The organism is Pararhizobium sp., from assembly GCF_965279435.1.
Taxonomy (GTDB): Bacteria; Pseudomonadota; Alphaproteobacteria; order Rhizobiales; family Rhizobiaceae; genus Pararhizobium.
The window spans coordinates 3,569,210-3,592,233 of sequence record NZ_CBDIHY010000003.1 but is presented as its reverse complement, the minus strand read 5'-3'; the positions used below and the strand labels follow the sequence as shown (position 1 = coordinate 3,592,233).

The window sequence follows — 23,024 nt, the reverse complement described above, 5'->3', positions numbered from 1 at the left end:
GGGAGAGTTTCAGAACGGGGGCGCGATCCGAATGCTTGATCAAGTATCATTTCAAGCCTTTGTAGGCGTCGATCTTCATCAGGATTCGCTTATCGGCACCGCTGCCGCGCGTGACCTGCCACCTCGAGAAGGAGGCTTCGACGGACGCGGGCGGTATCGAAGCAAGCTTCGCCAGCGATCTTCCCCTCGATAGCTGCCCGATCATCGCGATGCGAATGCCGATCTCTTTCTCGGCGCAAACGATCGATCCTAGCGGCGTGTCCCAGTTTTCGTGTTCGGCAATGCTGGTCTCGTCCACCTCTATGCCAACGTCGGGAACGATTAAGCCCTTATGGCTCGAGTTGTCTGCCGAGGGGAAAGCCTGGAAGCGATGATCATCCCCAAGAATGACGAACATCGGCGCGTCATTGAACGACGCAATGATGCCGCATCGATCGTATTTCGACCTGGGAAGGACGAGACTTCCCAACGGAGCTTCGGAGATGGTGCCCGTGAAAAATTCCGATAGAGCCAGCATTCAAAGCCTTCTCAGCGTTCTTTTTGGAGCGGTTCCATGAACATCGCCCAATAATGTTCCGCGGCGCCCTCGGGGGTCAGCTTGCTGTCTCGATTGGAAGCGCCGTATCTGAAGCCCAGGCTCTGCAGAAATAGCGACTGATCATCGACGTCGATCGTGAGCATTTCATTGTAGGAGTTGCTCGCGGAAGTTTCTCCCTGAACGAAGGCGATTCCGCGAGAGAGACCGCTGTCGCCTCCCATGAAGACAGTGCAGCGGCTGAGCGCCTTGCCGTCCCTGTACGCGGACGCCGTAAAACTATTTGCGTCGATCCGACGGAAATCACCCTCGATGCTGGAGTTGCGCTTCTGCAATTCGTCCAGGCTGTTCTCGAAGAACTTGGCGAGGAATTCGAACGCGTCATGCTTGAAGCGATCCTTGTCGCGGTCAGTGAACGTCTTTGTCATCCGAAGATTGGATGACCGAGGTCCGAAAGAGGTGACCGGACTCAGGTCCGTTGGAATGATGCGAACGGGGCCGGTGCGGGCAGGTGGAACTCCGCGGCCGCCGTCCAACTTTTTCGCTGCAGCCTGGACAGCGTTCGCGACTTCGAGGAATGCTTGATCGCGGTCGGTGGCTTGAGTGATCGGTCGGCCATCCGGTGGTGTCGCATTGAGCTTGCCAAATGGTGCCCCGTGCCACTGGCAGGCCCGCAGAATGACAGGAATGACGACCGCATCGCCACGCTCATGCCGTTCCATTGCAACCGTCATTTCGCGGTCATAGCAGTAGTCCGAGTTGATGAAGTCCGGGCTGATCAGGAGGAGGAGGATGTCAGCGGACATCAGGTTCTCACTGATTGCTTTGTCTATCTCTTCGCCGGCCCCGATCCGTCGGTCGTGCCAGGTCTCGATCACACCTTGGCGCTTGAGAATCGACAACTGCTTTTCGAGTTGGTCTCGGAGGGCTTCGTCTGCATGCGAATAGGAAAAGAATACGCTTGCCACTCTATGCTCCGGATAACTTCACAAGTTTGCTCCCTCGACAACGAAAGATAGATCCTCGTCGGACGCGTATGACTTCCGGTCCGCCTTGCGATTTGCGGTCGCCTCCCCAAGTATGATCACTCAACCTGGGGAGGCGTTTTCGTCAATTATATGCGCTCCTGGGTAAGATCACTGTGCGCATAACACCGGGCCATAGGCAGTCAGTCAATTTTCAACAGGCGATCAACTGCACCCACTCGTGGCACCACACGTGTCGCACTTTTCACATGTGCCATTGCGCACCATCGTAAAATTCTGGCACTCGCTGCACATGTTGCCCGTATAGCCTTGAGCAATCGAGCGGATGCGGCGGGCGGCTTCCAGTTTCTTGGCGTCCGACTTGGCGGCGGCGGCTTCGGCGGCTGCCTTGTCGGAGAACAGGGCGGTGACGTCCGGTTCGGTGCTGGCGTCGTCAGCGATCTCTTCGGCCAACTCGACGGCGCGCTCCTCGTAATCGCGCTTGAAGGCGACGATTTCGGAGGTGGAGATCGCGACGGCGGCGACCGTTTCGAGCTTGCGGGCAGCACTGCCGGAAAACGCAGTGACTGTTCCGCCCGACGATGCCTTGGCGGGAGCCGCAGTCGCAGCCCCCTTCGGCTCGCCGGATGTGCGGTCAATCTGGCCGCCCTGGATCAGCGTCGGCTTGTGGCCGCGGGTCCAACCGGTGGACAAGAGGTTGGTCTTGCCTTCCTGGATACCCTTGCCGAGCGCCGTGTTGGAGAAGTCGGACGTATCGACATGCGCGAGGTCGTGGCGGTTGAGGTAGGAGACGGCGAGTTCGCGGAACACATAGTCGAGGATCGACGTGGCGTTCTTGATCGCGTCATTGCCCTGCACCATGCCGGCCGGCTCGAATTTGGTGAAGGTGAAGGCCTCCACATATTCTTCTAGCGGCACGCCATATTGCAGGCCGAGCGAGATGGCGATGGCAAAGTTGTTCATCATCGCCCGGAAGGCAGCGCCTTCCTTGTGCATGTCGATGAAGATCTCGCCGATGCGGCCATCGCCGAATTCGCCGGTACGCAAGTAGACCTTGTGGCCGCCGACGATCGCCTTCTGGGTATAACCCTGGCGGCGGTTCGGCAGTTTTTCGCGTTCGCGGGTGACCCGCTCGATGACCCGCTCGATGATCTTTTCGGTGACGGTGACGGCCTGGGCGGCGGCGGGCGCTGCCAGGAAATCCTCCATCGCATCCTCGTCCTCATCGTCCTCGATCAGCGAGGCGTTGAGCGGCTGGGAGAGCTTCGAGCCATCGCGATAGAGCGCGTTGGCCTTCAGCGCCAGCTTCCAGGAGAGCATGTAGGCGGCCTTGCAGTCCTCGACCGTCGCCTCGTTCGGCATGTTGATGGTCTTGGAAATCGCTCCCGAGATGAACGGCTGGGCAGCCGCCATCATGCGGATATGGCTTTCGACCGAGAGGTAACGCTTGCCAATCTTGCCGCAGGGATTGGCGCAATCGAACACGGGCAGGTCCTCGTTCTTCAGGAACGGCGCACCTTCCAGCGTCATCGCACCGCAGACATGCACGTTGGCCGCTTCGATATCCTTCCGCGAGAAGCCGATATGCTCGAGCAGGTTAAAACTCATGTCGGCGAGCTGCTCGTCGGACACCTTCAGCGTGTCCTTGAGGAAATCGACACCGAGCGTCCACTGGTTGAAGACGAATTTGATGTCGAAGGCAGCCTTGGTGGCACCGTTGATCGCTTCGATCTTGTCGTCGGTAAAGCCCTTGGCACGCAGCGAGCCTGGATTGACCGCCGGTGCCTGGTTGATGTTGCCGTGACCGACGGCATAGGCCTCGATCTCGGCAATCTGGCTTTCCGTGTAACCAAGCGTGCGCAGGGCTTCCGGAACAGCGCGGTTGATGATCTTGAAGTAACCGCCGCCTGCGAGCTTCTTGAATTTCACCAGCGCGAAATCAGGCTCGATACCGGTCGTGTCGCAATCCATGACCAGGCCGATCGTGCCGGTTGGTGCAATGACCGAGACCTGGGCGTTGCGGTAGCCGTGCTTTTCGCCGAGCGACAACGCCTTGTCCCAGGCATCCTTGGCATGAACGATCAGGTCCTGATCCGGGCATTCGCCATGGATCAGCGCCACCGGATCGACCGACAGGCCTTCATAGCCCTGCGTTTCGCCATGGGCGGCGCGGCGGTGGTTGCGGATGACGCGCAGCATCGATTCGCGGTTCGGCTTGAAGCCCGGGAACGGGCCAAGCTTGGCGGCGATTTCGGCCGACGTGGCATAGGAGACGCCCGTCATGATAGCGGTGAGGGCACCGGCAATGGCGCGGCCTTCGGTCGAATCGTAGGGAATGCCGGAGGACATCAAGAGGCCGCCGATATTGGCGTAGCCAAGGCCGAGCGTGCGGTATTCATAGGAGCGTTCGGCGATTTCCTTGGACGGGAATTGCGCCATCATCACCGAGATTTCAAGAACCAGCGTCCACAGGCGCACGGCATGCTCGTAATCGGCAATGTCGATGTTCTTGGTGGCGGCATCCTTGAACTGAAGCAGGTTCAGCGAGGCAAGGTTGCAGGCCGTGTCGTCGAGGAACATGTATTCCGAGCACGGGTTGGATGCACGGATCGGGCCGGCGGCCGGCGAAGTGTGCCAGTCGTTCATGGTCGTGTTGAAATGCAGGCCCGGATCGGCCGATGCCCAGGCGGCATGGGAAATCTGCTCCCAGAGATCGCGGGCCTTCAGCGTCTTCATCACCTTGCCGTCCTTGCGGGCGGTGAGGTTCCAGTTACCATCGGTCTCCACAGCGCGCAAAAAGTCGTCCTTGAGCGAAACGGAGTTGTTGGAGTTCTGGCCGGAGACCGTGAGATAGGCTTCCGAATCCCAATCGGTGTCATAGGTCTTGAACTCGATATCCTTGTAGCCCTGCTTGGCGAACTGGATAACGCGTTTGACGTAGTTTTCCGGAACCTGGCTCTGCTTGGCAGCTTTGATTTCGCGCTTGAGAGCCGGATTTTCCTTCGGGTCATAGCAGGCGTCATTTTCAGCCGAGCAATTGATGCAGGCCTTCATGATCGCCTTCAGGTGCTTGGCGACGATCTTCGAGCCGGTAACGAGGGCTGCGACCTTCTGCTCTTCCTTGACCTTCCAGTTGATGTAGTCCTCGATATCCGGGTGATCGATATCGACGACGACCATCTTGGCGGCGCGGCGGGTGGTGCCGCCCGACTTGATGGCGCCGGCGGCGCGGTCGCCGATCTTCAGGAACGACATCAGGCCCGACGACTTGCCGCCGCCAGACAGGCGTTCACCTTCGCCACGCAGATAGGAGAAGTTGGAGCCGGTGCCGGAGCCATACTTGAACAGGCGGGCTTCACGTACCCACAGGTCCATGATGCCGCCTTCGTTGACGAGATCGTCACCGACCGACTGGATGAAGCAGGCATGCGGCTGCGGGTGCTCGTAGGAAGACTTGGATTTCACCAGCTTGTTGGTGAAGGGGTCGACATAGAAATGGCCCTGGCCGGGGCCGTCGATGCCATAGGCCCAGTGCAGACCGGTGTTGAACCACTGTGGGCTATTGGGTGCGACGCGCTGGGTGGCGAGCATGTAGGCAAGCTCGTCGCGGAAGGCGAGGGCGGCTTCTTCCGAAGCGAAATAATTGCCCTTCCAGCCCCAATAGGTCCAGGTTCCGGCCAAGCGATCGAAAACCTGGCGGGCATCGGTTTCGGAACCGTAATGCTCTTCCTTCGGCAGATCCTTCATGGCGGCAAGGTCGGCTTCCGAGCGCCACAACCAGGACGGAACGGAATTTTCCTCGACCTTCTTCAGGCGCGCGGGAACGCCGGCCTTGCGGAAATATTTCTGGGCGAGAATGTCGGCTGCGACCTGGCTGAACTGGGCGGGAACGTCGATATCCGCGAGACGGAACACGATCGAGCCATCGGGATTCTTGATCTCGCTGATGGCCTTGCGGAACTCAATTTCAGCATAGGCCGATTGGCCTGGCTTGGTGAAACGACGTTCGATCTGCATCTGTCCCTTGTCCTTTGTTTGCCGCATGCCCGAACCCATTCAAAGGCTCAGGGCACAACTGTTCGCGTCCGGCCGCGCGGGTGGTGCGCAGCCAGTTTCGTTTTCCGCTCTGATGGGAAACCCGCTCCGGGAGACCCTGTATCTTGTGCTGATTTTGGCTGCAAACACTAAATATAGTATCAACAACTTACTTACGCCAGCGATTTGTGACGTGTTTGGCGCCTGGGGAGATCACAAAAAATAACCGTCACGACCAGTGGATCATCCACCGGACAGTTTTGAAGACACAGACGATTTCCTCTGAAATGAACCGGCCTCGTTACTTTCCGGTCCCGCCGCCGCCGCAACGTAGAAACCATTAACGGCATTCGACCCGAGTCCGTCAAGGGCTGGTTTGTGTCGTAATTGCGAACACCAGATGTTGTGTGTGTGACCTGTGGAAAACGGGGACAGCGGGCATATCAAGCAAAATCAGACGCTTCGCCCGGTTCCCTCCAGCACTGTCCGCAGCGGCAGGCAATTTTGCGAAATTTTGCGGGTGAGAAACCACACTATATTTACCATGGTGCCCTCTGGTCATAGCCACGGCGATCGAAATGTGGGGCTTGGTAAAACTGATTCGAAAAGACGGCGCGGCCTAGAGGGCGTCGAGATTGATGCCGACAGTAATGGCACCGATCGGCTGTCCTGTCTGTGGATCGGAGACGGTCAGACTGGCCTGCGATTGCAGCATCTGCGTCGATTCATCCTTCTCCGCGACGTCAACGAAGAGGGTCGAGGTCCCGGCAAGATAGGTTTTTTGCCATTTCGGCTCGTCCCCCTGCCAATAATCGGAACTCATCTCGCTTTCGCCAACCGACAGGCCCTTGGCGTCGATGACAAAGATCTCGGTGATGACGCCGCCCGAGGCGATCTGCTTGTCCTTGAGGAATGCCGACAGCGGATTACCCGTGACCGTATCGATCAGGGGATGGACATCGCTCGCAAATTCGGTGCGCCAGGTGGCGTCCAGGTCGTCGATGGCAGCCTGGGTGAGGCGGGCGTGGAGCACATTCTGGCTCTTCAGCGCTTCGATTATGACCGGATCTTCGATCCATGCCCGGATATTGGCTTCGACATAGGCCGTGACCGGCTCGACATGGACATCGCCGGCTTTTGACGGCGCAATCTGTATCAGACAGAGTACCGCGCCAGCCGCAGCCATGAAGAATGTCCTGCCCACGATCATCTGCCCTCTGCGATCCGTTCAGAAAAGCCTTGCGGCATTCCGTTCGGCGCCTACTTGCGCCGCACGGTACCGCGCAAGGTGCTTCAATCTAGCAGAACAGTTCCTTGTTCAAACAGGAATATTCGATACGTCTTGTATGCGGGCGGCCGCTGAGCCGCCTCACCAAAACTCTTCAGCCGCGCGATCCCTTGGCGATCGGCTCCTGGTAGGTGAGGCCCATGTCCCAGGGGAAGTAGATCCAGGTATCCTGGCTGACTTCGGTGACGAACGTATCGACCTGTGGCCGGCCCTTCGGCTTGGCGTAGACGGCGGCGAAATGGGCCTTGGGCAGCATGGCGCGCACCACGGCTGCGGTCTTGCCGGTGTCGGTGAGGTCGTCGATAATCAGGACACCTTCGCCGCCATCGGCCTTCAATTCCTCCGAAATGCCCTTGAGCACGTACATCTGCCCCTGAGCATCGTAGTCATGATAGGAGGCAACGCAGACGGTCTCGATCAGCCGGATATTCAGCTCCCGGCAGACGATGGCCGCCGGGACGAGGCCACCACGGGTGATGCAGACGATCGCCTTCCACTCGCCACCATTGTCGGCGAGGCGCCAGGCAAGCGCACGGGCGTCACGGTGAAACTGGTCCCAGGAAACGGGAAATGCTTTTTCAGGAAGTGACATGTGCTCAAGCTCCAGTTGATCGAGGCATCCGGTTTCGGGAGTGGTGCGGACGACGGGGGTCGAACCCGTACAGATCTCTCCGAGAGATTTTAAGTCTCTTGCGTCTACCAGTTTCGCCACGTCCGCCTGCTTTCCCTTTCAAACACTCGGGCTTTAAGGTCAATAGGCAGTTTTTTAAAACACGATCCGGATGACGAATTTGGCCCCGGTTAAGCAATAATAGTCGATTTTCGAAAACCCCTCAAACCACAGGGTTATGCCAAGACCGCGGCAGCCTTATATTTATTTATGAATCATAAGCTGGGGCATAGCCGACGTGTTGCAAGAAATCCCATTGACGTGGAAGCCGATCCGCAATCGCTCGTTTGCCGGCATGCTTGGCCAGCAGGAACTGGCCTATGTGCTGCAACATGACGGTCAGACAAGTTGGAAATGGATGGTGGCGGGTTGCAACGGCACGATACGCTACGATTTCCAGTCGGCCGACACGCTGGATGATGCCAAAGCCGCCGTACAAGCCAGTATCGACGAATGGTTCAGGCTGGCGGGCCTGCTGGACAGGGCCGTATTGTTGTAAGTTGGCTTCTTCGGGATTGGCGCTAGATAGCGTGTATTGCTAAAAAAATCAACTGGCGATAATAATCGGCAAGAACTTGCAGTTGAATGATGAAAATTGAATATTACTATTGGTACCGCAATCGTTGAAAAGATGAGGTTTCCGATGTCGGATAAAACGCATGTTACGGATCTTCTACAGGCTGCAAAATTGCTGGCCGATGCTGATCAGAATGTGATGCTGAGCTATTTGATCTGCATGGCCATTCTCGAGGCCCGGCAAATCCCGAAGGAAAGAACCGCGAAGGCGGCGTAGACGCGCAATATCCCGCCATTGGTTGCCGAAGACCAATGGCACGGTGGATTGCCGTAAAAACAAAAGGGGTGCCAGTGGCTAATTTACCGCCTGCTGGTGGCGTGGCCATTAACCCTACCTCTGAAGGTTAATCAACGGTTTCAGTTGATGCCTCGGCGTAACGACGCTTTAAACAGCGGCGCCGAGGGAGGGAAACTCGGCGTTTTTCAGCACCAAACTATAAGCCCCTCTTCGGCGCCGGAGAGGGGCATTGTGGTCTGGCTCGTCAGTGGGTCAAATATTTTGTCCCGATGGGGGATTGCCAGGTCTATTGATCTTCGACAACGGCTTCCGGCCGGTCGCCGCCATCCGCATGTTCAAAATGCCATCGACCGCTTTGGTCCTGAAAACTGATTTCCTCGTCGTCACCGCCGACCTGCTGTTCTGCCGCTGCTGCCTTGGCTGCAGCCAAAGCTAGGTCCCGGCTCGAAAAGGTCTCGGAAAATACGTCGGCAAGCTTGTAGGCCCATCCGCCGTCATGCTCGACGATTGCATAGATCACTTTGGTCATTTCGTACTCCCTGGAGTGCGCCGCATTCCATATCTCATGGAGCCGACGTGACCGGACAGGAACGGCCGATACTGGCAATCGTTCCCGTCGCCCAAATCCGCGTTGCGAATTCCTTCCGTGCGTCGCGGCATCTCACGGTAACACGAAATCGGAGGGGTTTTCCATTTTTCCGGTGGGCGCGATGGATCCTCCGGCTATCCATCTGTTATCGCCGTTATCTGGCCTTCCGGCACGGACGTAAAAAGGGCGACCTTACGGCCGCCCTTGACGTTCACTCGGTTGATGTGGCTTGCGCCTCAGGCCGATAGCTTGGCCGCGATCTTGGCAACATGGGCACCCTGGTAGCGCGCGGCTTCCAGTTCGTTTGCCGACGGCTGGCGTGACCCGTCACCATCGGTGATCGTTGACGCCCCATAGGGGGAACCGCCCTTGATCTCGTCGACGCCCATCTGCCCCTGGAAGGCATAGGGAAGGCCGACAACGACCATGCCCTGGTGCATCAGGGTGGGGATGAAGCCGAGGATGGTGGATTCCTGACCACCGTGCTGGGTTGCCGAGGATGTAAAGACCGAGCCGACCTTGCCGACAAGTGCACCCTTCATCCACAGGCCACCGGTCTGGTCGATAAAATTACGCATCTGCGATGCGACGGTGCCGAAACGCGTACCGGCGCCGAAGATAATGGCATCGTAATCGGCCAGTTCATCCGGAGTGGCGATTTCGGCCGCCTGATCGACCTTGAAATGGGAGGCCTTGGCGACATCAGCTGGTACCAGTTCCGGTACACGCTTGACGGTGACATCGGCGCCTGTGGACTTGGCGCCTTCGGCGACCGCGTAGGCCATGGTTTCGATATGTCCGTATGCCGAATAATAAAGCACCAATACCTTAGCCATCGTATTCTCCTTTGAGTTGGCAATTCCGCTTGATTGCCACTGGAGAGAAGATTTATCAGTTTACCTGTCCGTTGTCCGAAACGAAGCGGGCGACAGACTGTTCGAGAATAAGAGACAGTCTGGTTTTTGACTGAACGATCCCGGTTTTACACAGGACCTTCCGATGACCAGCGAAAAAATCGTCACCGCCGCCATGCTCGCCATCGGCGACGAATTGCTCTCCGGACGAACCAAGGACAAGAATATCGGCCATCTGGCAGATGTACTGACGCTCGCCGGTATCGACCTGAAGGAAGTCCGCATCGTCGCCGACGACGAGCCGGCGATCGTTGCAGCCCTCAACGGGTTGCGGACTGAGTATGACTATGTCTTCACCTCCGGTGGTATCGGCCCGACCCATGACGACATTACTGCGGATGCGGTATCGCGGGCGTTCGGCGTCGAATGCGTTCATGACCCGGAAGCGATGACCCTGCTTGGTGCCATGTATGAGCGGCGCGGCCTTGAGTTCACCGAAGCACGGCGGCGCATGGCACGTATGCCAAACGGGGCGCGTCATATTCCCAACGCCGTATCGACCGCACCCGGGTTTATTATCGGTAATGTTCACGTGATGGCCGGCGTGCCGCAGGTCTTCCAGGCCATGCTGGATGCGCTGCTGCCGCACTTGCAAAGTGGCACGGTGGTCAAATCCCGCACCGTGCGCTCGCCTTTCGGGGAGGGTGATATCGGCGGGCCGCTCGGCGAGGTGCAGAAGGCGCATCCTTTGACCAGCATCGGATCCTACCCGAAATTTGACGGTACGTCGTTTTCGACCGACCTCGTCATCCGTGCCCGCGACGAGGCCTTGCTTGATGCGGCGGAGGCGGATGTAAAGACGATGATCGAGACAATCGCGGCGTCGAAAAACAAGGCCTGAGTGGTTATGGCGCTGGAGATGCGGCAGCGATCGTGAATTTCTGATCGACGCTTGCGGAATTGCCGCTGTTCAGATCGTTGAAATGAAACCGGAGAATATAATCGCCGGCTGCAGCACCGCTGACATCCGTGGTCAGGGTCGCGTAGATTTCCTGGTTGCGCAGGAAACTGGTAAAAGTGAAATTGCCAAAAGCCTTCTGGTTGGCCAGCGTTTCGCCCGAAGCGCTGAGAATATCCAGGTCGACGGTAAAGTGGGTCTGCACCTTGCCGGCAACGTCCGCTGGCTTCCAGGTCAGGCCGATGGGTTCGACATAGGAAACGAGGGCTTCGCCTGGCTTGAACACAGGCTGCGGCTTGGGCTCATACATTGCATAGCCGACCGGAGCTGCGGCGACGAACACCGCCGTGCCGATCGAAAAGGGCAGCGTCGCTGAAAAGGTACTTGTTGCCGAGCGTAGGAGATCATGAGCCCCCCGCGTATCGCCAGACGCTGCCAGTGCCTCGGCTTTCGTTGCCGCGTCTGCGAGCGGCCCAGCGAGGGCGGAGCCTGTCAGCAGCAACAGCAGTGGGATCGCGCTGACTGCGGCCGTCAGACCGCTTCTTCGATTGCCGGTGCGCATTGTCTCTCCCCTGATCCTGCGTTGCTTCCGGATGTTCTGTATTTGCGGGATGGAGTCAAGGCGGGGCACCATCGCGAAAGGTGAGTTACACACTCCACTTAATGACGAATAGCTGTGGTTTAGCCAACTGTGATGTGGCATAGGCAGGGCGATACGAACCCGAACGAAAGACCGCATTCCATGAAGCAGGACGTTGATAATGCCGTCGAGGCTTTGCGCACATTGTTTCCGGCAACGCCATTGCAGCTCAATGATCATCTGAGCGCGCGTTACGGCGCGACGATCTATCTGAAGCGCGAGGACCTTTCGCCGGTGCGCTCCTACAAGATCAGGGGCGCGTTCAACTTCTTCCGCAAGGTGATTGCGGCCGGTGGTACCGGCAAGACCTTTGTCTGCGCATCGGCCGGCAATCACGCACAAGGGTTTGCCTTCGTTTGCCGGCATTTTGGCGTACCGGGTGTGGTCTTCATGCCGGTGACGACACCGCAGCAGAAGATCGACAAGACGCGGATATTCGGCGGCGAGTTCATCACCATCAAGCTGGTCGGCGACTTTTTCGACCAATGCTATCAGGCGGCACGCGAGCATGTGGAGCGGATCGACGGTGTCATGGTACCGCCATTCGATCATGCCGATATCATCGAGGGGCAGGCAACCGTCGCGGCCGAGATGATCGAACAATTGCCCGAAGGCGTCGTTCCGGATCTGGTGATCATGCCCGTCGGTGGCGGTGGACTGTCCGCCGGCATGACCGGCTATCTGAAAGATGTTATCCGGTCCGAAGCGTTCATTTTCTGTGAGCCGGAAGGGGCACCGAGCCTGCGCCGGAGCTTGGAGACCGGATCGGTGGTGACACTCGATCAGGTCGACAATTTTGTCGATGGTGCCGCCGTCGGGCGTATCGGTGACCTTAATTTCGCAGCACTTAAACACTTCTCAACAGATCAGGTTCTGCTTCTGGCGGAAAATGCCATCTGCGTCACGATCACCGACATGCTCAATGTCGAAGGCGTCGTGCTGGAACCGGCTGGGGCCTTGTCGATCACGGCGTTGGAAACGCTGGGGCGCGAAGCACTGGAGGGGAAGACCGTTGTCGCCGTCGTTTCCGGTGGCAATTTCGACTTCGAACGTCTGCCTGATGTCAAAGAGCGGGCCATGCGGCACGCGGGCCTGAAAAAATACTTCATCCTGCGGATGCCGCAGCGCCCGGGTGCGCTGAAAGACTTTCTCGGCCTGCTCGGCGAGGAAGACGATATCGCCCGGTTTGAATACCTGAAGAAATCGGCGCGAAACTTCGGCTCGATCCTGATCGGCATCGAAACCAAACATCCGGAGAATTTTCCAAGGCTGAAAGCGGCCTTCGACAGTGCCGGTTTGCATTACCAGGATATCACCAATAACGAGATATTGGCCAACCTTGTGATCTGATATTTTCTTTTATATCATAATATTAAGATATTTTATTAAACCAGTTTATGATGTCTTTCGTGATCTGCCCTGTCGTTTGTGGTGACAGGGCATCGCCCGCGACCATATGCGCGTAGGGATCGCTGAGTGCACCCGGGTCAAGCATTATGGTTGGACCGCCCCAGCGCGTAGCAACAGCAGATGTTTGCCGCGCGTCGACAACCTGATCGCCCGGCGATTGAATGAACAGTGTCGGAGTTGCTATCGTTTCAAAGGGCAGCCGCCGGGCTTTCGCGACCAGTGATGCCATCGGCAGGAGCGCGCGGACCGGATAGTCCGTGGTCCAATAGGCGGCATGAAGGGTATTGAGCGGAACGAAGGAGCGGCGGCGGCCAAGGATGAGGCGCGCACTCAGACGGGCGAGCGGCGCAGTCAGCAGGAAAGCGCCGCGCCCCTTGATCCGGAAGTTCGGGCTGAGAAAAACGGCGCCTTCGACACCTGCGGCCAATGCGTGATGCGAAAGTGCCCAGGTGGCCAGTGTCGCGCCGGTCGATGTTGCAATAATCAATGTTCGCTCGCCGAGCAGGGCGGCAATAGCCAGCGCCTCGCGCATGTCCTCCTTCCAGTCGGCCACCGAGGCCTCAGCCATCGCGTCACCGCCGCGGCCATGACCGGCGAGGCGCGTATAAAACAGGTTGGCGTCTAGCGCTGTCGCCACCAGATCGGTCAGGGGACGAACCTCGCCTTTGGAGGCGGAAAATCCGTGGATGTAGACAATGGCAAGCGATGTGCGGCGCTTTGCGGCAGGATCGGCCCAGACGACCTGCTTGGCCAAACCCGGCCTGATATCGGGGAAGACCGATTCGCCGGCATCCAGGTATGCTTCGACATCGCCGATCGATCCGATGGCAGAAAAGCCCGAGGTCATGATCGCGACAACGCCCTTGTCATTCCATTTTCCTCATACCTTCGAGCTGATTGCTGATGGAAGAACTTAGCCTTTGACAGCTCTGTTTGCCATGAGTTAAGTCTTTCGCATGGCTTCTTTTCTGTCAAAACTGTTCGGCTTTTCCAATGGCTCCGGCACCGAGACGGCTGCGTCTTCCGGCAAGACGGAGACCTATGGTGACTGCCTGATCCGCGCGACCCCTCTCAAGGAGGGTTCCCAATTCAGGCTGGCAGGTTCGGTTGAAAAAGAGATCGACGGCGGCGTTCGTGTTCGAACATTCATCCGCGCCGACGTTTTCGCGTCGGAACAAGATGTGATCGACGCAACCTTGCGAAAAGCGCATCAGATCATCGACCAGCACGGCCCATCGCTGTTTGCCGACGATATCGCCTCGCGGCAGGTCTAATTCCAGACAATTGAAATCTCTGTTGTTCGATCTGCCAACGGCAGAGGTCTTTGCTGCGAAACGTTGAAAGACCGCACGCGATCGGCTTTTGCAGAACGCCCTTCGAAGCGCTTTTAGCAATCCCAGGCAACAGCCTCTAAACGTTTCTTTAAATTTGCCGTTTATAGATTCGTATATTGAAATCCGAGTGAATGTCCGGCGATGACCAATGTAGTCCTGTTTTTCTGCGAAGGCCTTGTCTACGTCGCAGTCATGGTCACGCTGCTGCATCTGCGCCATCGCCTGGGCCTTGGCGTCTTCATCGCAGCACTCGGCGTCCTGCATTTCATCGAGACCTATCTTGCAGCCGTCTTTTACGTGCAGTTGCCATTCGGCGTCATTTCGCCGGGTTCTGCTGTGCTGTTTGCCGGCAAGCTGCTGATGATCCTTCTGCTCTACGTGAAGGAGGACGCGGCAACCGTGCGTCAGCCGATCTACGGCCTATTGGCGGGCAATTTCATCACCGTCGCGCTCAGCCTGCTTTTGCAGATGCACCAGACCGTTTCGGCTGTTCCCAACCGCAGTGCCGACCTCGCCTTCATCGACGAGATGGGCTGGCTGATGCTGTGGGGAACGCTGCTGCTCTATCTGGATTCGCTGCTGATCATTCTGCTTTACGAACGGATCGGCCGCTGGATGCGCGGAATGCTCACCTTGCGGTTTCTCATCTGCGGTGTCGTGGTGCTGACCTTCGACCAGGCCGGGTTCTATCTCGCACTGCATGCGCTCAACGACGCACCGGCGGAAGTGTTCTGGGGCGGCTGGATTGCCAAGATGGCGGCGGCGGTCGTCTATTCGCTGATTCTCGGGGCCTATCTGCATTTTTCCAGCCACTCGGTGCTTGCCGTCGCGCGGCAACCGATCGGCGATATTTTCAACACGCTGACATTCCGGGAGCGTTACGAGGATCTGCTGTCGAAGTCGGGACGCGACATGCTCACCGGCGTGCTTGATCGCAGCCGTTTCGAGTTCGAAGCGCCACGATTGATCCGCCACGCGGTGGCGTCGGGCAGCGTCATCAGTCTGATCATGATCGATGCCGATCACTTCAAGAGCATCAACGACCGTTTTGGCCATCTCGAAGGCGACCGGGTGCTGAAATCCATCACCGACGCCATTCAGTCCGGCCTGCGCCCGAGCGATCACCTCTTCCGCTATGGTGGAGAGGAGTTCGTCATTCTCTGTGATGGGCTTGATCACGCCAGTGCATTGTCAAGGGCTGAACAACTGCGCCAACGTGTGCTGATGGACGTGATGACACCGGACAAGTCGGCGGTCACCGTCAGCATCGGTATTGCCTCAACCCCTATCGACGGAATGACGACGCGCGATCTGCTGTCGAAGGCCGATATCCGGTTGTATGAAGCCAAGCGCAGAGGACGCAATTGCGTGGTTGGAAACGCCTGAGACTTCATGCCGAGGGCATTCAGACGCCGACATTCGGCCGGTCAATGATCTCCCGCAGCGAGAAGCTGGAGTTGATCTTGACCACGTGGGGCAGGGCCGAAAGCCAGTCCCGGTGAATGCGCTCGTAGTCCTCAAGGTCCTTGGCGGCAACGCGCAGGATATAGTCGTATTCGCCTGACATCAGATAACAGACCAGCACATTCGGACAGAGCTTTACCGCCGCTTCGAACTCGGTCAGGGTCTTGGCAAATTGGCCTGACAGCGAGATGTGAACGATGACCATGATGCGGTAATCGAGTGCCTTGTGTGACAGGCGCGCATGATAGCCGCTGATGACGCCGGATTTCTCGAGAATATCGACCCGGCGCGAGCAGGCAGAAGCCGACAGGCCGATTTTCTCGGCCAGTTCTGCATTGGCGATCCGGCCGTTCTGCTGCAGGATCCGTAGGATCGCAGCATCAATTGCATCCATTGCTGCCAATCGAATATCCTTCGAATTTTTTCAGAAAAACGCAATAATCTGCGAAACATTACGATATCACCCCTTCATTTTGCAAGGACATGCGGTGATCTTTCTGTTTCGCTACGCGGGTAAAACAACGACGGCGAAAGCTGCATAGGAGAGGAACGCGAAGATGCGTGTCGGTTGCCCGAAGGAAATCAAAAACCATGAATATCGTGTCGGTTTAACACCCGGATCGGTGAGGGAATATGTGGCGCATGGCCACGAGGTGATCATCGAAACCAAGGCCGGCGCAGGCATTGGCGCGGAAGACGACAGCTATCGCGCGGCCGGGGCGAAAATCGTTGCAACGGCCAAGGACATTTTTGAAAAATCCGACATGATCGTCAAGGTCAAGGAGCCGCAGCCTGGCGAATGGGCGCAGCTTCGCGAGGGTCAGATCCTCTACACCTATTTGCATCTTGCTCCCGATCCCGAACAGACCAAGGGACTGCTTGGCTCCGGCGTGACAGCCATCGCCTATGAAACCGTTACCGACGATCGTGGCGGGCTGCCGCTTCTGGCACCGATGTCGGAAGTTGCCGGACGCCTGGCCATCCAGGCCGGCGCCACATCATTGCAGAAGGCTAACGGCGGCCGCGGCATCCTGCTCGGCGGCGTGCCAGGCGTTCTGCCAGCCAAGGTCACGGTGATCGGTGGTGGCGTCGTCGGGCTGCATGCCGCGCGCATGGCCGCTGGTCTTGGCGCCGATGTCAGCATTCTCGACCGCTCCATTCCTCGTCTGCGCCAGCTCGACGATCTTTTCGCCGGGCGTGTCCACACCCGGTTCTCAACCATCGATGCACTGGAAGAGGAAGTCTTTTCAGCCGATCTCGTCATCGGCGCCGTGCTGATCCCGGGTGCTGCTGCGCCAAAACTGGTGACGCGCGAAATGCTGTCCGGCATGAAGAAAGGCGCTGTCATCGTCGATGTTGCCATCGATCAGGGCGGTTGCTTCGAGACCTCGCATGCGACGACGCATTCCGATCCCACCTATGAAGTCGATGGCATCGTGCACTATTGCGTCGCCAACATGCCCGGTGCCGTTCCGGTGACCTCGGCGCATGCGCTCAACAATGCGACACTGTTCTATGGCCTGCAGCTTGCCGACCGTGGCCTGAAGGCGATTGCCGAGGACCGGCATCTGCGTGCCGGCCTCAACGTCCACAGGGGGCGTGTCACCAACAAGGCGGTCGCCGAGGCGCTTGGGTATGAGAGCCACGCACCGGAAGCCGTATTGATGATCGCCTGATTCCATCGCCGGTAGAATTAGACGGGGCCGGTATCTTCCGGCCCCGTTTTCATGCGCGCTCGATACGGCATTGATAACAATTGTTGCGGGCTGAGCGAACGTGGATATAGGCGACCTCGGGACGTTGCAGCAGCTCGGCTGCCTGGGCTTGGATACCGTCAACCGGCGTTATGGCGCCGGTGCCATAAACGATCCGGTCATCGGCACTGTAGCCCCTCAAAAGATAGTCCTTGCTGGTGGTCAGGATCGGCGGAACGGCCTCGCAACCAGCATAGGCCTCGCATTGTTCCGCATGCAGAAAGATTGGCCCGGTTTCCGCATAGGGCTGAAGCTCGGGGAAGGGGCGATAAGCGAGAATGAGATAACCATCGCCCTTGGCGATATTGGCGAGGCAATGGCGGCAGGGCATGCCTTGACCATCGGAGACATGCGGTTCCGGTGTCAGGCCATAGGCATCGGGCTCGCGGCGCCGGTAGCGCGCAGCAAGATCGCTCGGCATCGGTTTATAGCGCAGGTTGATCATCGGTTCCTCCTTGTTCGACAGAGGAGGACCTAACATTCGCTCAAAGCGGGCAACACCCGATTCTTGCCGAGGTCAGAGGCTGTTAGCGAATGCCAGGAGTTCGTCATTGCTCAGCGGCTGAACCGAAGCGTCATGGGTAGACACCGGGGAGAAGCCGAAGCGCTGGTAGAGTTGCAGCGCGCGGGGATGGTCGAGCGTGTTGGTTGCGACACGCACCGTTTTTGGATTGGAGTTCCATGCGGCATAGAGCGTCTGCAGCAGGAACCATTTGCCGAGCCCTAGGCCAAGCGCATGTTCGAACATGCCGAAATGAGAGAGTTCGACAGTATCCGCGTCCACCTGCAGCAGTTCGAAAAAACCGGCAGGCGCGCCATTGACGTACAGCACCGTCACGGCATTGCGCTTGTCATGCAGGACGGCGGTCAGGTCTACATCGGCCATCCGCAGCCGGTCGACCCAGTTCCAGCGTTTGCCGACCTGCAGGTAGAGGAAACGATAGAAAGGCAGCGGAATTTCCGGCACGCGCATGATCGCGGTCTGGATATTGACCGGCACCGGCAGGCTCTGCTTGGGCGGTGCGGTCATTTCCAGTTCGGTGACGCGGACGTCGAGCGCTTTGACTATTTTGTCATCGGCCATGCTGATCATTCTTTCCCGGTAACGACGGGTGTGTCTGCCCGGCTGCCCCATTCGGACCAGGAGCCATCATAGAGCGAATTGTCGGTGTGGCCCAGCGATTGCAGCGCCAGCATGATGATCGCTGCCGTGACGCCGGAACCGCAGGAGGTGACGACCGGCTTGTCGAGATCGATACCGGCCGCCTCGATCGTTTCGCGCAGCGCGTCGAGTGATTTGAGTTTGCCACCGGTCGAAAAGACGCCTGAGGGCAGGCTTTTGGCACCGGGCATGTGGCCGGAGCGCATGCCGGCTCTGGGTTCGGCTTCCTCGCCGGTAAAGCGTGCGGCACCGCGTGCATCGGCAATCTGGCGAGAGCCGCTTGCGACGATGTCGCGCATTTGCGCAAACGAGGTCACGGCTTCACCGTTGAATTTTGGGTGGAATGTTACGGGCTCCGGCTGCGGGACGTCGGTGGTGACAGGACGGCCCTCCGCCTTCCAGCCGTCGATACCGCCATCCAGCACGAAGACAGACTGTGCACCCATGGTTCGCAACAGCCACCAGACGCGCGGGGCCGTAAAAATGCCGGGGCCGTCGTAGACGACGATCGTGTCGGTCTCGGCGATTCCAAGCTTGCCGACCGACTCAGCAAAAGATGCGGGCGAGGGGATGGTGTGCGGCAGGCCGCTGGTGAGATCGGCAATGGCATCCTGATCGTAGAACACGGCGCCGGGAATATGACCCGCTCCGTATTCGGCTTTCGGATCCCGCTTCTGCGCCGGCAGATACCAGGCCGCATCGAGAATTTTGACAGAAGGATCGGTGAGCCGCTGCTCAAGCCAATCGGCGGTTACGACATAGGCGCTTTTCCGTTCGGTCATCGGTTTATTCTCCGGTGGACGTGGCATCGGGCGTGCCGAAACGAATGCGAAAACGCCGGTTTTCCTTACCCTTCTTTTCGATCTTGGCGATGTAGATCGCCCCGACTTCCTGGGTTTCGGACACATGCGTGCCGCCGCAGGGCTGGCTATCGACTGAGGCGTTCTCGCCGATGCAGACAAGGCTGACGCGGCCAAGGCCAACCGGCGGGCGGACATTCTTCGATTTGACGATGTCGGGATTGGCTGCCAGTTCCTCGTCGGTGATCCACTGCAGATAGATCGGGTGATTGCCGTCAACCAACGCCATCATCGCGGCCGTGACGGCATCTTTGTCGATGGTTTCGCTCATGTCGAAATCGACACGGCTCTCGTCTTCGCCGACAGCAGCGCCCGTGATCGGGTACTGGCAGACAACCGAGAGCAGGTGGCAGGCCGTGTGCATGCGCATCAGCTTGTAGCGGCGTGCCCAGTCGATATGCAGCACCAGCTTTTCACCGACCAGCGCTAACGGCTGATCGGCTGCCGGGATATGGACGATAATATTCTTGGTGTCACCGTGGCGGGTGGTCTCGATTTCGATTCGGCTGCCATCGGCGCGCTCGAAAAAACCGTTGTCGCCGGGCTGGCCACCAGACGTCGCGTAAAAACACGTCTGGTCCAGCTCGATGCCGCCGTCTTCCCGTATTCCCGTGACGATTGCTTCCGTTGTTGAAAGATAGAAATCGTCGCGAAAAAGAGGAAGTGTGGTCATGATATGCTCTATCCGGCTGGTTCGTATGGCACCGTTATTCCGGAATTCCGCGTCAGCCAGGCCGGAACAGGAAGGCCCTTGGACTTCAGAAATGCCGGGTTGAACAGTTTCGACTGATAGCGGTTACCATAGTCGCAGAGGATCGTCACGATGGTATGTCCCGGTCCCAGATCTTTTGCCAGACGAATGGCGCCGGCAATGTTGATGCCGGAGGAACCGCCAATGCAGATGCCCTCCTTGTCAACAAGATCGAATACCAGCTGTACGGCTTCGGCGTCCGGTATCTGGTAGGCGAAGTCGGGGGTGAAACCTTCGAGATTGGCCGTGATACGCCCCTGGCCGATGCCTTCGGTGATCGAACTGCCTGATGATTTCAACTCGCCATGGGCGTAAAATTCATAGAGCGCGGCGCCCTCCGGATCGGCGATGCCGATCTTGACGTTCGGGTTGTTCGCCTTCAGGCCAAGGGCGACGCCGGCGAGAGTACCGCCGGAACCAACCGCGCAGATGAAGCCATCGACCTTGCCGTCAGTATCGCGCCAGATTTCCGGAGCCGTGGTTTCGACATGGGCGTCGCGATTGGCGACATTGTCGAACTGGTTGGCCCAGATCGCGCCGTTCGGCTCCGTCTTTGCCAGTTCTGCCGCAAGACGGCCGGATAGCTTTACGTAATTGTTGGGGTTCTTGTAGGGAACGGCGGGAACCTCGATGAGTTCGGCGCCCAGAAGCCGCAGTGCATCCTTCTTTTCCTCGCTCTGGGTCTCGGGAATGACGATGACCGTGCGGTAACCGAGCGCCTGGGCGACCAGAGCAAGACCAATACCGGTATTGCCGGCTGTCCCCTCGACGATGACGCCACCCGGCTTCAGCTGACCTGATTTTTCGGCGTGGCGGATGATCGACAGCGCGGCGCGATCCTTGACCGACTGGCCCGGATTGAGAAATTCGGCCTTGCCGAGAATGGTGCATCCGGTCGCTTCCGAGGCACCCTTGAGGCGGATCAGCGGCGTATTGCCGATGGCATCGAGAACGGAAGGCAGAACGGGCATGATTGAACCTCTTGGCTTCGGGCAATTGCGCCAGGCACGAACCTGACACGGATGGCGATTTAACAGGAAATGGGAAACTGCATAAGCCGAGAAAGCCCCTGCAGTTCAACGGTCCGAAATCCTAGCGTCTTTTCGCCCCCCGCTCCTGTTGAAGCAAGAAATAGCGTTTCACCTCGGCGCTGTCGTGGACAAAAATTGACCCAAAAGTGGCAGATGGCGTTTCGCGAACGGGGTGATCCATTTCTTGACCCTTGGCGTAGTGAGGCGATAGTTTCCGCTGCGCAATCCGACAAGACAGGTTTGAAAATGAATGGCTGATATTCAGCTCGATACGGTTGATGCCTTGATGGCACGTTACGCTGCGGGCATCCTCCCGGAACCGGCGCGTGTGCTCGTCGAAGCACATCTCGAGATGCAATCCACCAATCGGGCGAAGGTCGCCAAGTATGAAATGGTTGTTGGAGACATGCTCGAATATCTGGAGCCAGTTTCTCTCCAATCAAGAGACAAGGCACTGGAAGCCATTTTCGCGGCTCCTTCCTTGCCTATGGCAGATCCGACATCCGGGCAGCCCAAAAACGCGCTTTTCCCGAAAGCCATTCGCGAGTTTGCCGGGCTGGACGCTGCCGAAATCCCTTGGAAACGAAAGCTGCCGGGTTTCAAGGAATACAGCCTTGGAAAAATCGACGGTTGCGATGTCAGCTTCTTCTGGCTGAAGCCGGGACGCGTGATCCCGGCCCATACGCATGAAGGCTACGAGCTTTCGCTGGTTCTTGATGGCGCCTTCAACGACACACGCGGACGTTTCGTCAAAGGTGACATATCGGTGGCGGATGAAAGCATCGACCACCGTCCCGTGGCAGAAGCCGAATGCCCCTGCATCGGCTTTGCCGTCTCCCAAGCCCCCGTCAAACTGACTGGATCCTGGAGACAATTGCTCGGTGACATGATCGGTTGAGTTCCTGCCGAACAATGGCCCGAATGCGGGAACAAACTACATTTCAATGCGTATTGTTTGGTGATCCCGGTTTCCGGGGTCGGCGATGAAGCAGCGAAAGGAACCCCGATGACCAATTTTGTTGCACACCCCGAGTTGGGTCTGGCTTGGGTCACGGGAGCAAGCTCCGGCATCGGCCGTGCGCTGGCGCTGCGCTTGGTCAGGGACGGTTTCAATGTTGTCGTCACAGCCCGCGACCACGAGAAACTGGTCAAACTCCAGCACGAATCGCCCGGACCGGGCAAGATCATCGTGCTCGATGGCGATGTGACCGATCCCCGCGACATGGAACGGATTTTGGCTGCGATTGAATACGAGCACGGTTCGATGGTGCTCGCAGTCCTGAATGCCGGCGTTTACGTTGCCGTTCACGGCGAAGACCTGCACCGCGAGGATTTCGAAAAGACGTTTGCGGTCAACCTGAACGGCACGGTCAACTGTCTGTTGCCGGCCGTGCGCCATATGAAGGCGAGGGGACATGGCCAGATTGCTATCGTGTCATCTGTCACCGGATATGGTGGCCTGCCGACAAGCGCTGCATACGGAGCCACCAAGGCAGCGCTGATCAACATGGCGGAGAGCCTGAAGTTTGATCTCGATAAAGTCGGCGTGCGGCTGCAGATCATTAACCCCGGCTTTGTCGAAACGGCAGCCACGGCGAAGAACGCATTTCCGATGCCGGCCCTGGTCAGCGCCGAGGTGGCGGCGGATCGTATTGCGGATGGCCTGAAATCCAGCGGTTTCGAAATTACTTTTCCAAAGCGCTTCACCTACGTCATGAAGCTGCTCAACCTCTTGCCCTATGGCTTCTATTTCTGGCTGATCAACAAGGCGACCGGGTGGAAAACACGACCGCTGGTCACGGATAGGCAGGCCGTCGAGGCGTTGGAGCGAAACCCTCAAGCCGTGTGAAGCCCACAGACTGCCGTCATAAGACGGGATGGTCTTATCT

24 protein-coding genes and 1 tRNA gene are annotated in these 23,024 nt (G+C 58.1%); 9 read left to right on the top strand and 16 right to left on the bottom strand.

The window, feature by feature from the left end; translation table 11 throughout:
* Positions 1–46: 46 nt before the first annotated feature.
* From ACQY8Q_RS23235 to ACQY8Q_RS23210, 6 genes are all read right to left on the bottom strand, one after another.
* Positions 47–517, bottom strand: coding sequence for a hypothetical protein (locus tag ACQY8Q_RS23235; RefSeq protein ID WP_428428780.1), 471 nt, complete (start codon positions 515–517; stop codon positions 47–49).
* Positions 518–528: 11 nt separating this feature from the next.
* A complete protein-coding gene (locus ACQY8Q_RS23230; protein ID WP_428428779.1) occupies positions 529–1,503 on the bottom strand; it encodes a toll/interleukin-1 receptor domain-containing protein in 975 nt (324 codons plus the stop codon).
* A 222-nt stretch (positions 1,504–1,725) separates the two neighbouring features.
* Positions 1,726–5,538 (bottom strand): vitamin B12-dependent ribonucleotide reductase, encoded by a 3,813-nt coding sequence (locus ACQY8Q_RS23225; protein ID WP_428428778.1) that lies wholly within the window; start codon positions 5,536–5,538, stop codon positions 1,726–1,728.
* Between the two features lie 637 nt (positions 5,539–6,175).
* Positions 6,176–6,742, bottom strand: coding sequence for a hypothetical protein (locus ACQY8Q_RS23220; RefSeq protein WP_428428776.1), 567 nt, complete (start codon positions 6,740–6,742; stop codon positions 6,176–6,178).
* A 196-nt stretch (positions 6,743–6,938) separates the two neighbouring features.
* Positions 6,939–7,436: a xanthine phosphoribosyltransferase gene (gene gpt, locus ACQY8Q_RS23215; protein WP_318411742.1), complete on the bottom strand. Its 498-nt coding sequence runs from the start codon at positions 7,434–7,436 to the stop codon at positions 6,939–6,941.
* Between the two features lie 41 nt (positions 7,437–7,477).
* Positions 7,478–7,562, bottom strand: a tRNA-Leu gene (locus tag ACQY8Q_RS23210).
* A 208-nt stretch (positions 7,563–7,770) separates the two neighbouring features.
* On the opposite strand from ACQY8Q_RS23210, the gene ACQY8Q_RS23205 reads away from it, so the two are divergent.
* On the top strand, positions 7,771–8,013 hold the full coding sequence (locus ACQY8Q_RS23205; protein WP_428428775.1) for a hypothetical protein: 243 nt from the start codon (positions 7,771–7,773) through the stop codon (positions 8,011–8,013).
* Positions 8,014–8,109: 96 nt separating this feature from the next.
* Entirely contained in the window at positions 8,110–8,307 is a 198-nt protein-coding gene (locus ACQY8Q_RS23200; RefSeq protein WP_428428773.1) for a hypothetical protein, read from the top strand.
* A 307-nt stretch (positions 8,308–8,614) separates the two neighbouring features.
* On the opposite strand, the gene ACQY8Q_RS23195 is transcribed toward ACQY8Q_RS23200, so the two are convergent.
* A complete protein-coding gene (locus tag ACQY8Q_RS23195) occupies positions 8,615–8,857 on the bottom strand; it encodes a DUF2188 domain-containing protein (RefSeq protein ID WP_428428772.1) in 243 nt (80 codons plus the stop codon).
* 296 nt (positions 8,858–9,153) lie between these two features.
* Positions 9,154–9,753: an NAD(P)H:quinone oxidoreductase type IV gene (gene wrbA, locus ACQY8Q_RS23190; protein WP_428428771.1), complete on the bottom strand. Its 600-nt coding sequence runs from the start codon at positions 9,751–9,753 to the stop codon at positions 9,154–9,156.
* Between the two features lie 163 nt (positions 9,754–9,916).
* On the opposite strand from wrbA, the gene ACQY8Q_RS23185 reads away from it, so the two are divergent.
* Positions 9,917–10,672 carry a competence/damage-inducible protein A gene (locus tag ACQY8Q_RS23185; RefSeq protein ID WP_428428770.1) on the top strand — a complete coding sequence of 252 codons (756 nt, stop codon included), beginning with the start codon at positions 9,917–9,919 and terminating at the stop codon, positions 10,670–10,672.
* Between the two features lie 4 nt (positions 10,673–10,676).
* Here ACQY8Q_RS23185 and ACQY8Q_RS23180 read toward each other — a convergent pair whose 3' ends face one another.
* Positions 10,677–11,291, bottom strand: coding sequence for a hypothetical protein (locus tag ACQY8Q_RS23180; protein WP_428428769.1), 615 nt, complete (start codon positions 11,289–11,291; stop codon positions 10,677–10,679).
* A gap of 180 nt (positions 11,292–11,471) precedes the next feature.
* Between ACQY8Q_RS23180 and ilvA the strand changes: the two genes are divergently transcribed.
* Complete coding sequence (ilvA, locus tag ACQY8Q_RS23175) at positions 11,472–12,719, top strand: threonine ammonia-lyase (RefSeq protein WP_428428768.1); 1,248 nt, start codon at positions 11,472–11,474, stop codon at positions 12,717–12,719.
* Between the two features lie 22 nt (positions 12,720–12,741).
* Here the strand turns inward: ilvA and ACQY8Q_RS23170 are convergent, their stop codons facing one another.
* Positions 12,742–13,626: an alpha/beta hydrolase gene (locus tag ACQY8Q_RS23170; protein WP_428428767.1), complete on the bottom strand. Its 885-nt coding sequence runs from the start codon at positions 13,624–13,626 to the stop codon at positions 12,742–12,744.
* Positions 13,627–13,735: 109 nt separating this feature from the next.
* Between ACQY8Q_RS23170 and ACQY8Q_RS23165 the strand changes: the two genes are divergently transcribed.
* Together ACQY8Q_RS23165 and ACQY8Q_RS23160 are read left to right on the top strand one after the other, a co-directional pair.
* A complete protein-coding gene (locus ACQY8Q_RS23165) occupies positions 13,736–14,053 on the top strand; it encodes an HlyU family transcriptional regulator (RefSeq protein ID WP_428428766.1) in 318 nt (105 codons plus the stop codon).
* A 201-nt stretch (positions 14,054–14,254) separates the two neighbouring features.
* Positions 14,255–15,499: a diguanylate cyclase gene (locus ACQY8Q_RS23160; protein WP_428428765.1), complete on the top strand. Its 1,245-nt coding sequence runs from the start codon at positions 14,255–14,257 to the stop codon at positions 15,497–15,499.
* Between the two features lie 19 nt (positions 15,500–15,518).
* On the opposite strand, the gene ACQY8Q_RS23155 is transcribed toward ACQY8Q_RS23160, so the two are convergent.
* On the bottom strand, positions 15,519–15,980 hold the full coding sequence (locus ACQY8Q_RS23155; protein WP_428428764.1) for an Lrp/AsnC family transcriptional regulator: 462 nt from the start codon (positions 15,978–15,980) through the stop codon (positions 15,519–15,521).
* 154 nt (positions 15,981–16,134) lie between these two features.
* On the opposite strand from ACQY8Q_RS23155, the gene ald reads away from it, so the two are divergent.
* Positions 16,135–17,253 carry an alanine dehydrogenase gene (ald, locus tag ACQY8Q_RS23150; RefSeq protein ID WP_428428763.1) on the top strand — a complete coding sequence of 373 codons (1,119 nt, stop codon included), beginning with the start codon at positions 16,135–16,137 and terminating at the stop codon, positions 17,251–17,253.
* 49 nt (positions 17,254–17,302) lie between these two features.
* Here the strand turns inward: ald and ACQY8Q_RS23145 are convergent, their stop codons facing one another.
* The 5 genes from ACQY8Q_RS23145 to ACQY8Q_RS23125 all read right to left on the bottom strand — a co-directional run bounded on the left by ACQY8Q_RS23145 (position 17,303) and on the right by ACQY8Q_RS23125 (position 21,075).
* Positions 17,303–17,776: a DUF1203 domain-containing protein gene (locus ACQY8Q_RS23145; RefSeq protein ID WP_428428762.1), complete on the bottom strand. Its 474-nt coding sequence runs from the start codon at positions 17,774–17,776 to the stop codon at positions 17,303–17,305.
* Positions 17,777–17,848: 72 nt separating this feature from the next.
* On the bottom strand, positions 17,849–18,415 hold the full coding sequence (locus tag ACQY8Q_RS23140; protein WP_428428761.1) for a GNAT family N-acetyltransferase: 567 nt from the start codon (positions 18,413–18,415) through the stop codon (positions 17,849–17,851).
* Positions 18,416–18,420: 5 nt separating this feature from the next.
* On the bottom strand, positions 18,421–19,275 hold the full coding sequence (gene sseA / locus ACQY8Q_RS23135; protein WP_428428760.1) for a 3-mercaptopyruvate sulfurtransferase: 855 nt from the start codon (positions 19,273–19,275) through the stop codon (positions 18,421–18,423).
* Between the two features lie 4 nt (positions 19,276–19,279).
* Positions 19,280–20,026: an alanyl-tRNA editing protein gene (locus ACQY8Q_RS23130; RefSeq protein ID WP_428428759.1), complete on the bottom strand. Its 747-nt coding sequence runs from the start codon at positions 20,024–20,026 to the stop codon at positions 19,280–19,282.
* Positions 20,027–20,034: 8 nt separating this feature from the next.
* Positions 20,035–21,075 (bottom strand): cysteine synthase A, encoded by a 1,041-nt coding sequence (locus ACQY8Q_RS23125; RefSeq protein WP_428428758.1) that lies wholly within the window; start codon positions 21,073–21,075, stop codon positions 20,035–20,037.
* A 310-nt stretch (positions 21,076–21,385) separates the two neighbouring features.
* On the opposite strand from ACQY8Q_RS23125, the gene ACQY8Q_RS23120 reads away from it, so the two are divergent.
* Positions 21,386–22,033, top strand: a complete 648-nt coding sequence (locus ACQY8Q_RS23120) for a ChrR family anti-sigma-E factor (protein WP_428428757.1) — start codon at positions 21,386–21,388, stop codon at positions 22,031–22,033.
* A 108-nt stretch (positions 22,034–22,141) separates the two neighbouring features.
* On the top strand, positions 22,142–22,984 hold the full coding sequence (locus ACQY8Q_RS23115) for an SDR family NAD(P)-dependent oxidoreductase (protein ID WP_428428755.1): 843 nt from the start codon (positions 22,142–22,144) through the stop codon (positions 22,982–22,984).
* Positions 22,985–23,024 lie beyond the last annotated feature (40 nt).

Excerpts from the sequence above, each read along its gene's own strand:
- ACQY8Q_RS23235 (WP_428428780.1), bottom strand. The coding sequence starts at position 517 with ATGCTGGCTCTATCGGAATTTTTCACGGGCACCATCTCCGAAGCTCCG.
- ACQY8Q_RS23225 (WP_428428778.1), bottom strand. The coding sequence starts at position 5,538 with ATGCAGATCGAACGTCGTTTCACCAAGCCAGGCCAATCGGCCTATGCT.
- ACQY8Q_RS23220 (WP_428428776.1), bottom strand. The coding sequence starts at position 6,742 with ATGGCTGCGGCTGGCGCGGTACTCTGTCTGATACAGATTGCGCCGTCA.
- gpt (WP_318411742.1), bottom strand. The coding sequence starts at position 7,436 with ATGTCACTTCCTGAAAAAGCATTTCCCGTTTCCTGGGACCAGTTTCAC.
- ACQY8Q_RS23195 (WP_428428772.1), bottom strand. The coding sequence starts at position 8,857 with ATGACCAAAGTGATCTATGCAATCGTCGAGCATGACGGCGGATGGGCC.
- wrbA (WP_428428771.1), bottom strand. The coding sequence starts at position 9,753 with ATGGCTAAGGTATTGGTGCTTTATTATTCGGCATACGGACATATCGAA.
- ACQY8Q_RS23185 (WP_428428770.1), top strand. The coding sequence starts at position 9,917 with ATGACCAGCGAAAAAATCGTCACCGCCGCCATGCTCGCCATCGGCGAC.
- ACQY8Q_RS23180 (WP_428428769.1), bottom strand. The coding sequence starts at position 11,291 with ATGCGCACCGGCAATCGAAGAAGCGGTCTGACGGCCGCAGTCAGCGCG.
- ilvA (WP_428428768.1), top strand. The coding sequence starts at position 11,472 with ATGAAGCAGGACGTTGATAATGCCGTCGAGGCTTTGCGCACATTGTTT.
- ACQY8Q_RS23170 (WP_428428767.1), bottom strand. The coding sequence starts at position 13,626 with ATGACCTCGGGCTTTTCTGCCATCGGATCGATCGGCGATGTCGAAGCA.
- ACQY8Q_RS23165 (WP_428428766.1), top strand. The coding sequence starts at position 13,736 with ATGGCTTCTTTTCTGTCAAAACTGTTCGGCTTTTCCAATGGCTCCGGC.
- ACQY8Q_RS23160 (WP_428428765.1), top strand. The coding sequence starts at position 14,255 with ATGACCAATGTAGTCCTGTTTTTCTGCGAAGGCCTTGTCTACGTCGCA.
- ald (WP_428428763.1), top strand. The coding sequence starts at position 16,135 with ATGCGTGTCGGTTGCCCGAAGGAAATCAAAAACCATGAATATCGTGTC.
- ACQY8Q_RS23145 (WP_428428762.1), bottom strand. The coding sequence starts at position 17,776 with ATGATCAACCTGCGCTATAAACCGATGCCGAGCGATCTTGCTGCGCGC.
- ACQY8Q_RS23140 (WP_428428761.1), bottom strand. The coding sequence starts at position 18,415 with ATGGCCGATGACAAAATAGTCAAAGCGCTCGACGTCCGCGTCACCGAA.
- sseA (WP_428428760.1), bottom strand. The coding sequence starts at position 19,275 with ATGACCGAACGGAAAAGCGCCTATGTCGTAACCGCCGATTGGCTTGAG.
- ACQY8Q_RS23130 (WP_428428759.1), bottom strand. The coding sequence starts at position 20,026 with ATGACCACACTTCCTCTTTTTCGCGACGATTTCTATCTTTCAACAACG.
- ACQY8Q_RS23125 (WP_428428758.1), bottom strand. The coding sequence starts at position 21,075 with ATGCCCGTTCTGCCTTCCGTTCTCGATGCCATCGGCAATACGCCGCTG.
- ACQY8Q_RS23120 (WP_428428757.1), top strand. The coding sequence starts at position 21,386 with ATGGCTGATATTCAGCTCGATACGGTTGATGCCTTGATGGCACGTTAC.
- ACQY8Q_RS23115 (WP_428428755.1), top strand. The coding sequence starts at position 22,142 with ATGACCAATTTTGTTGCACACCCCGAGTTGGGTCTGGCTTGGGTCACG.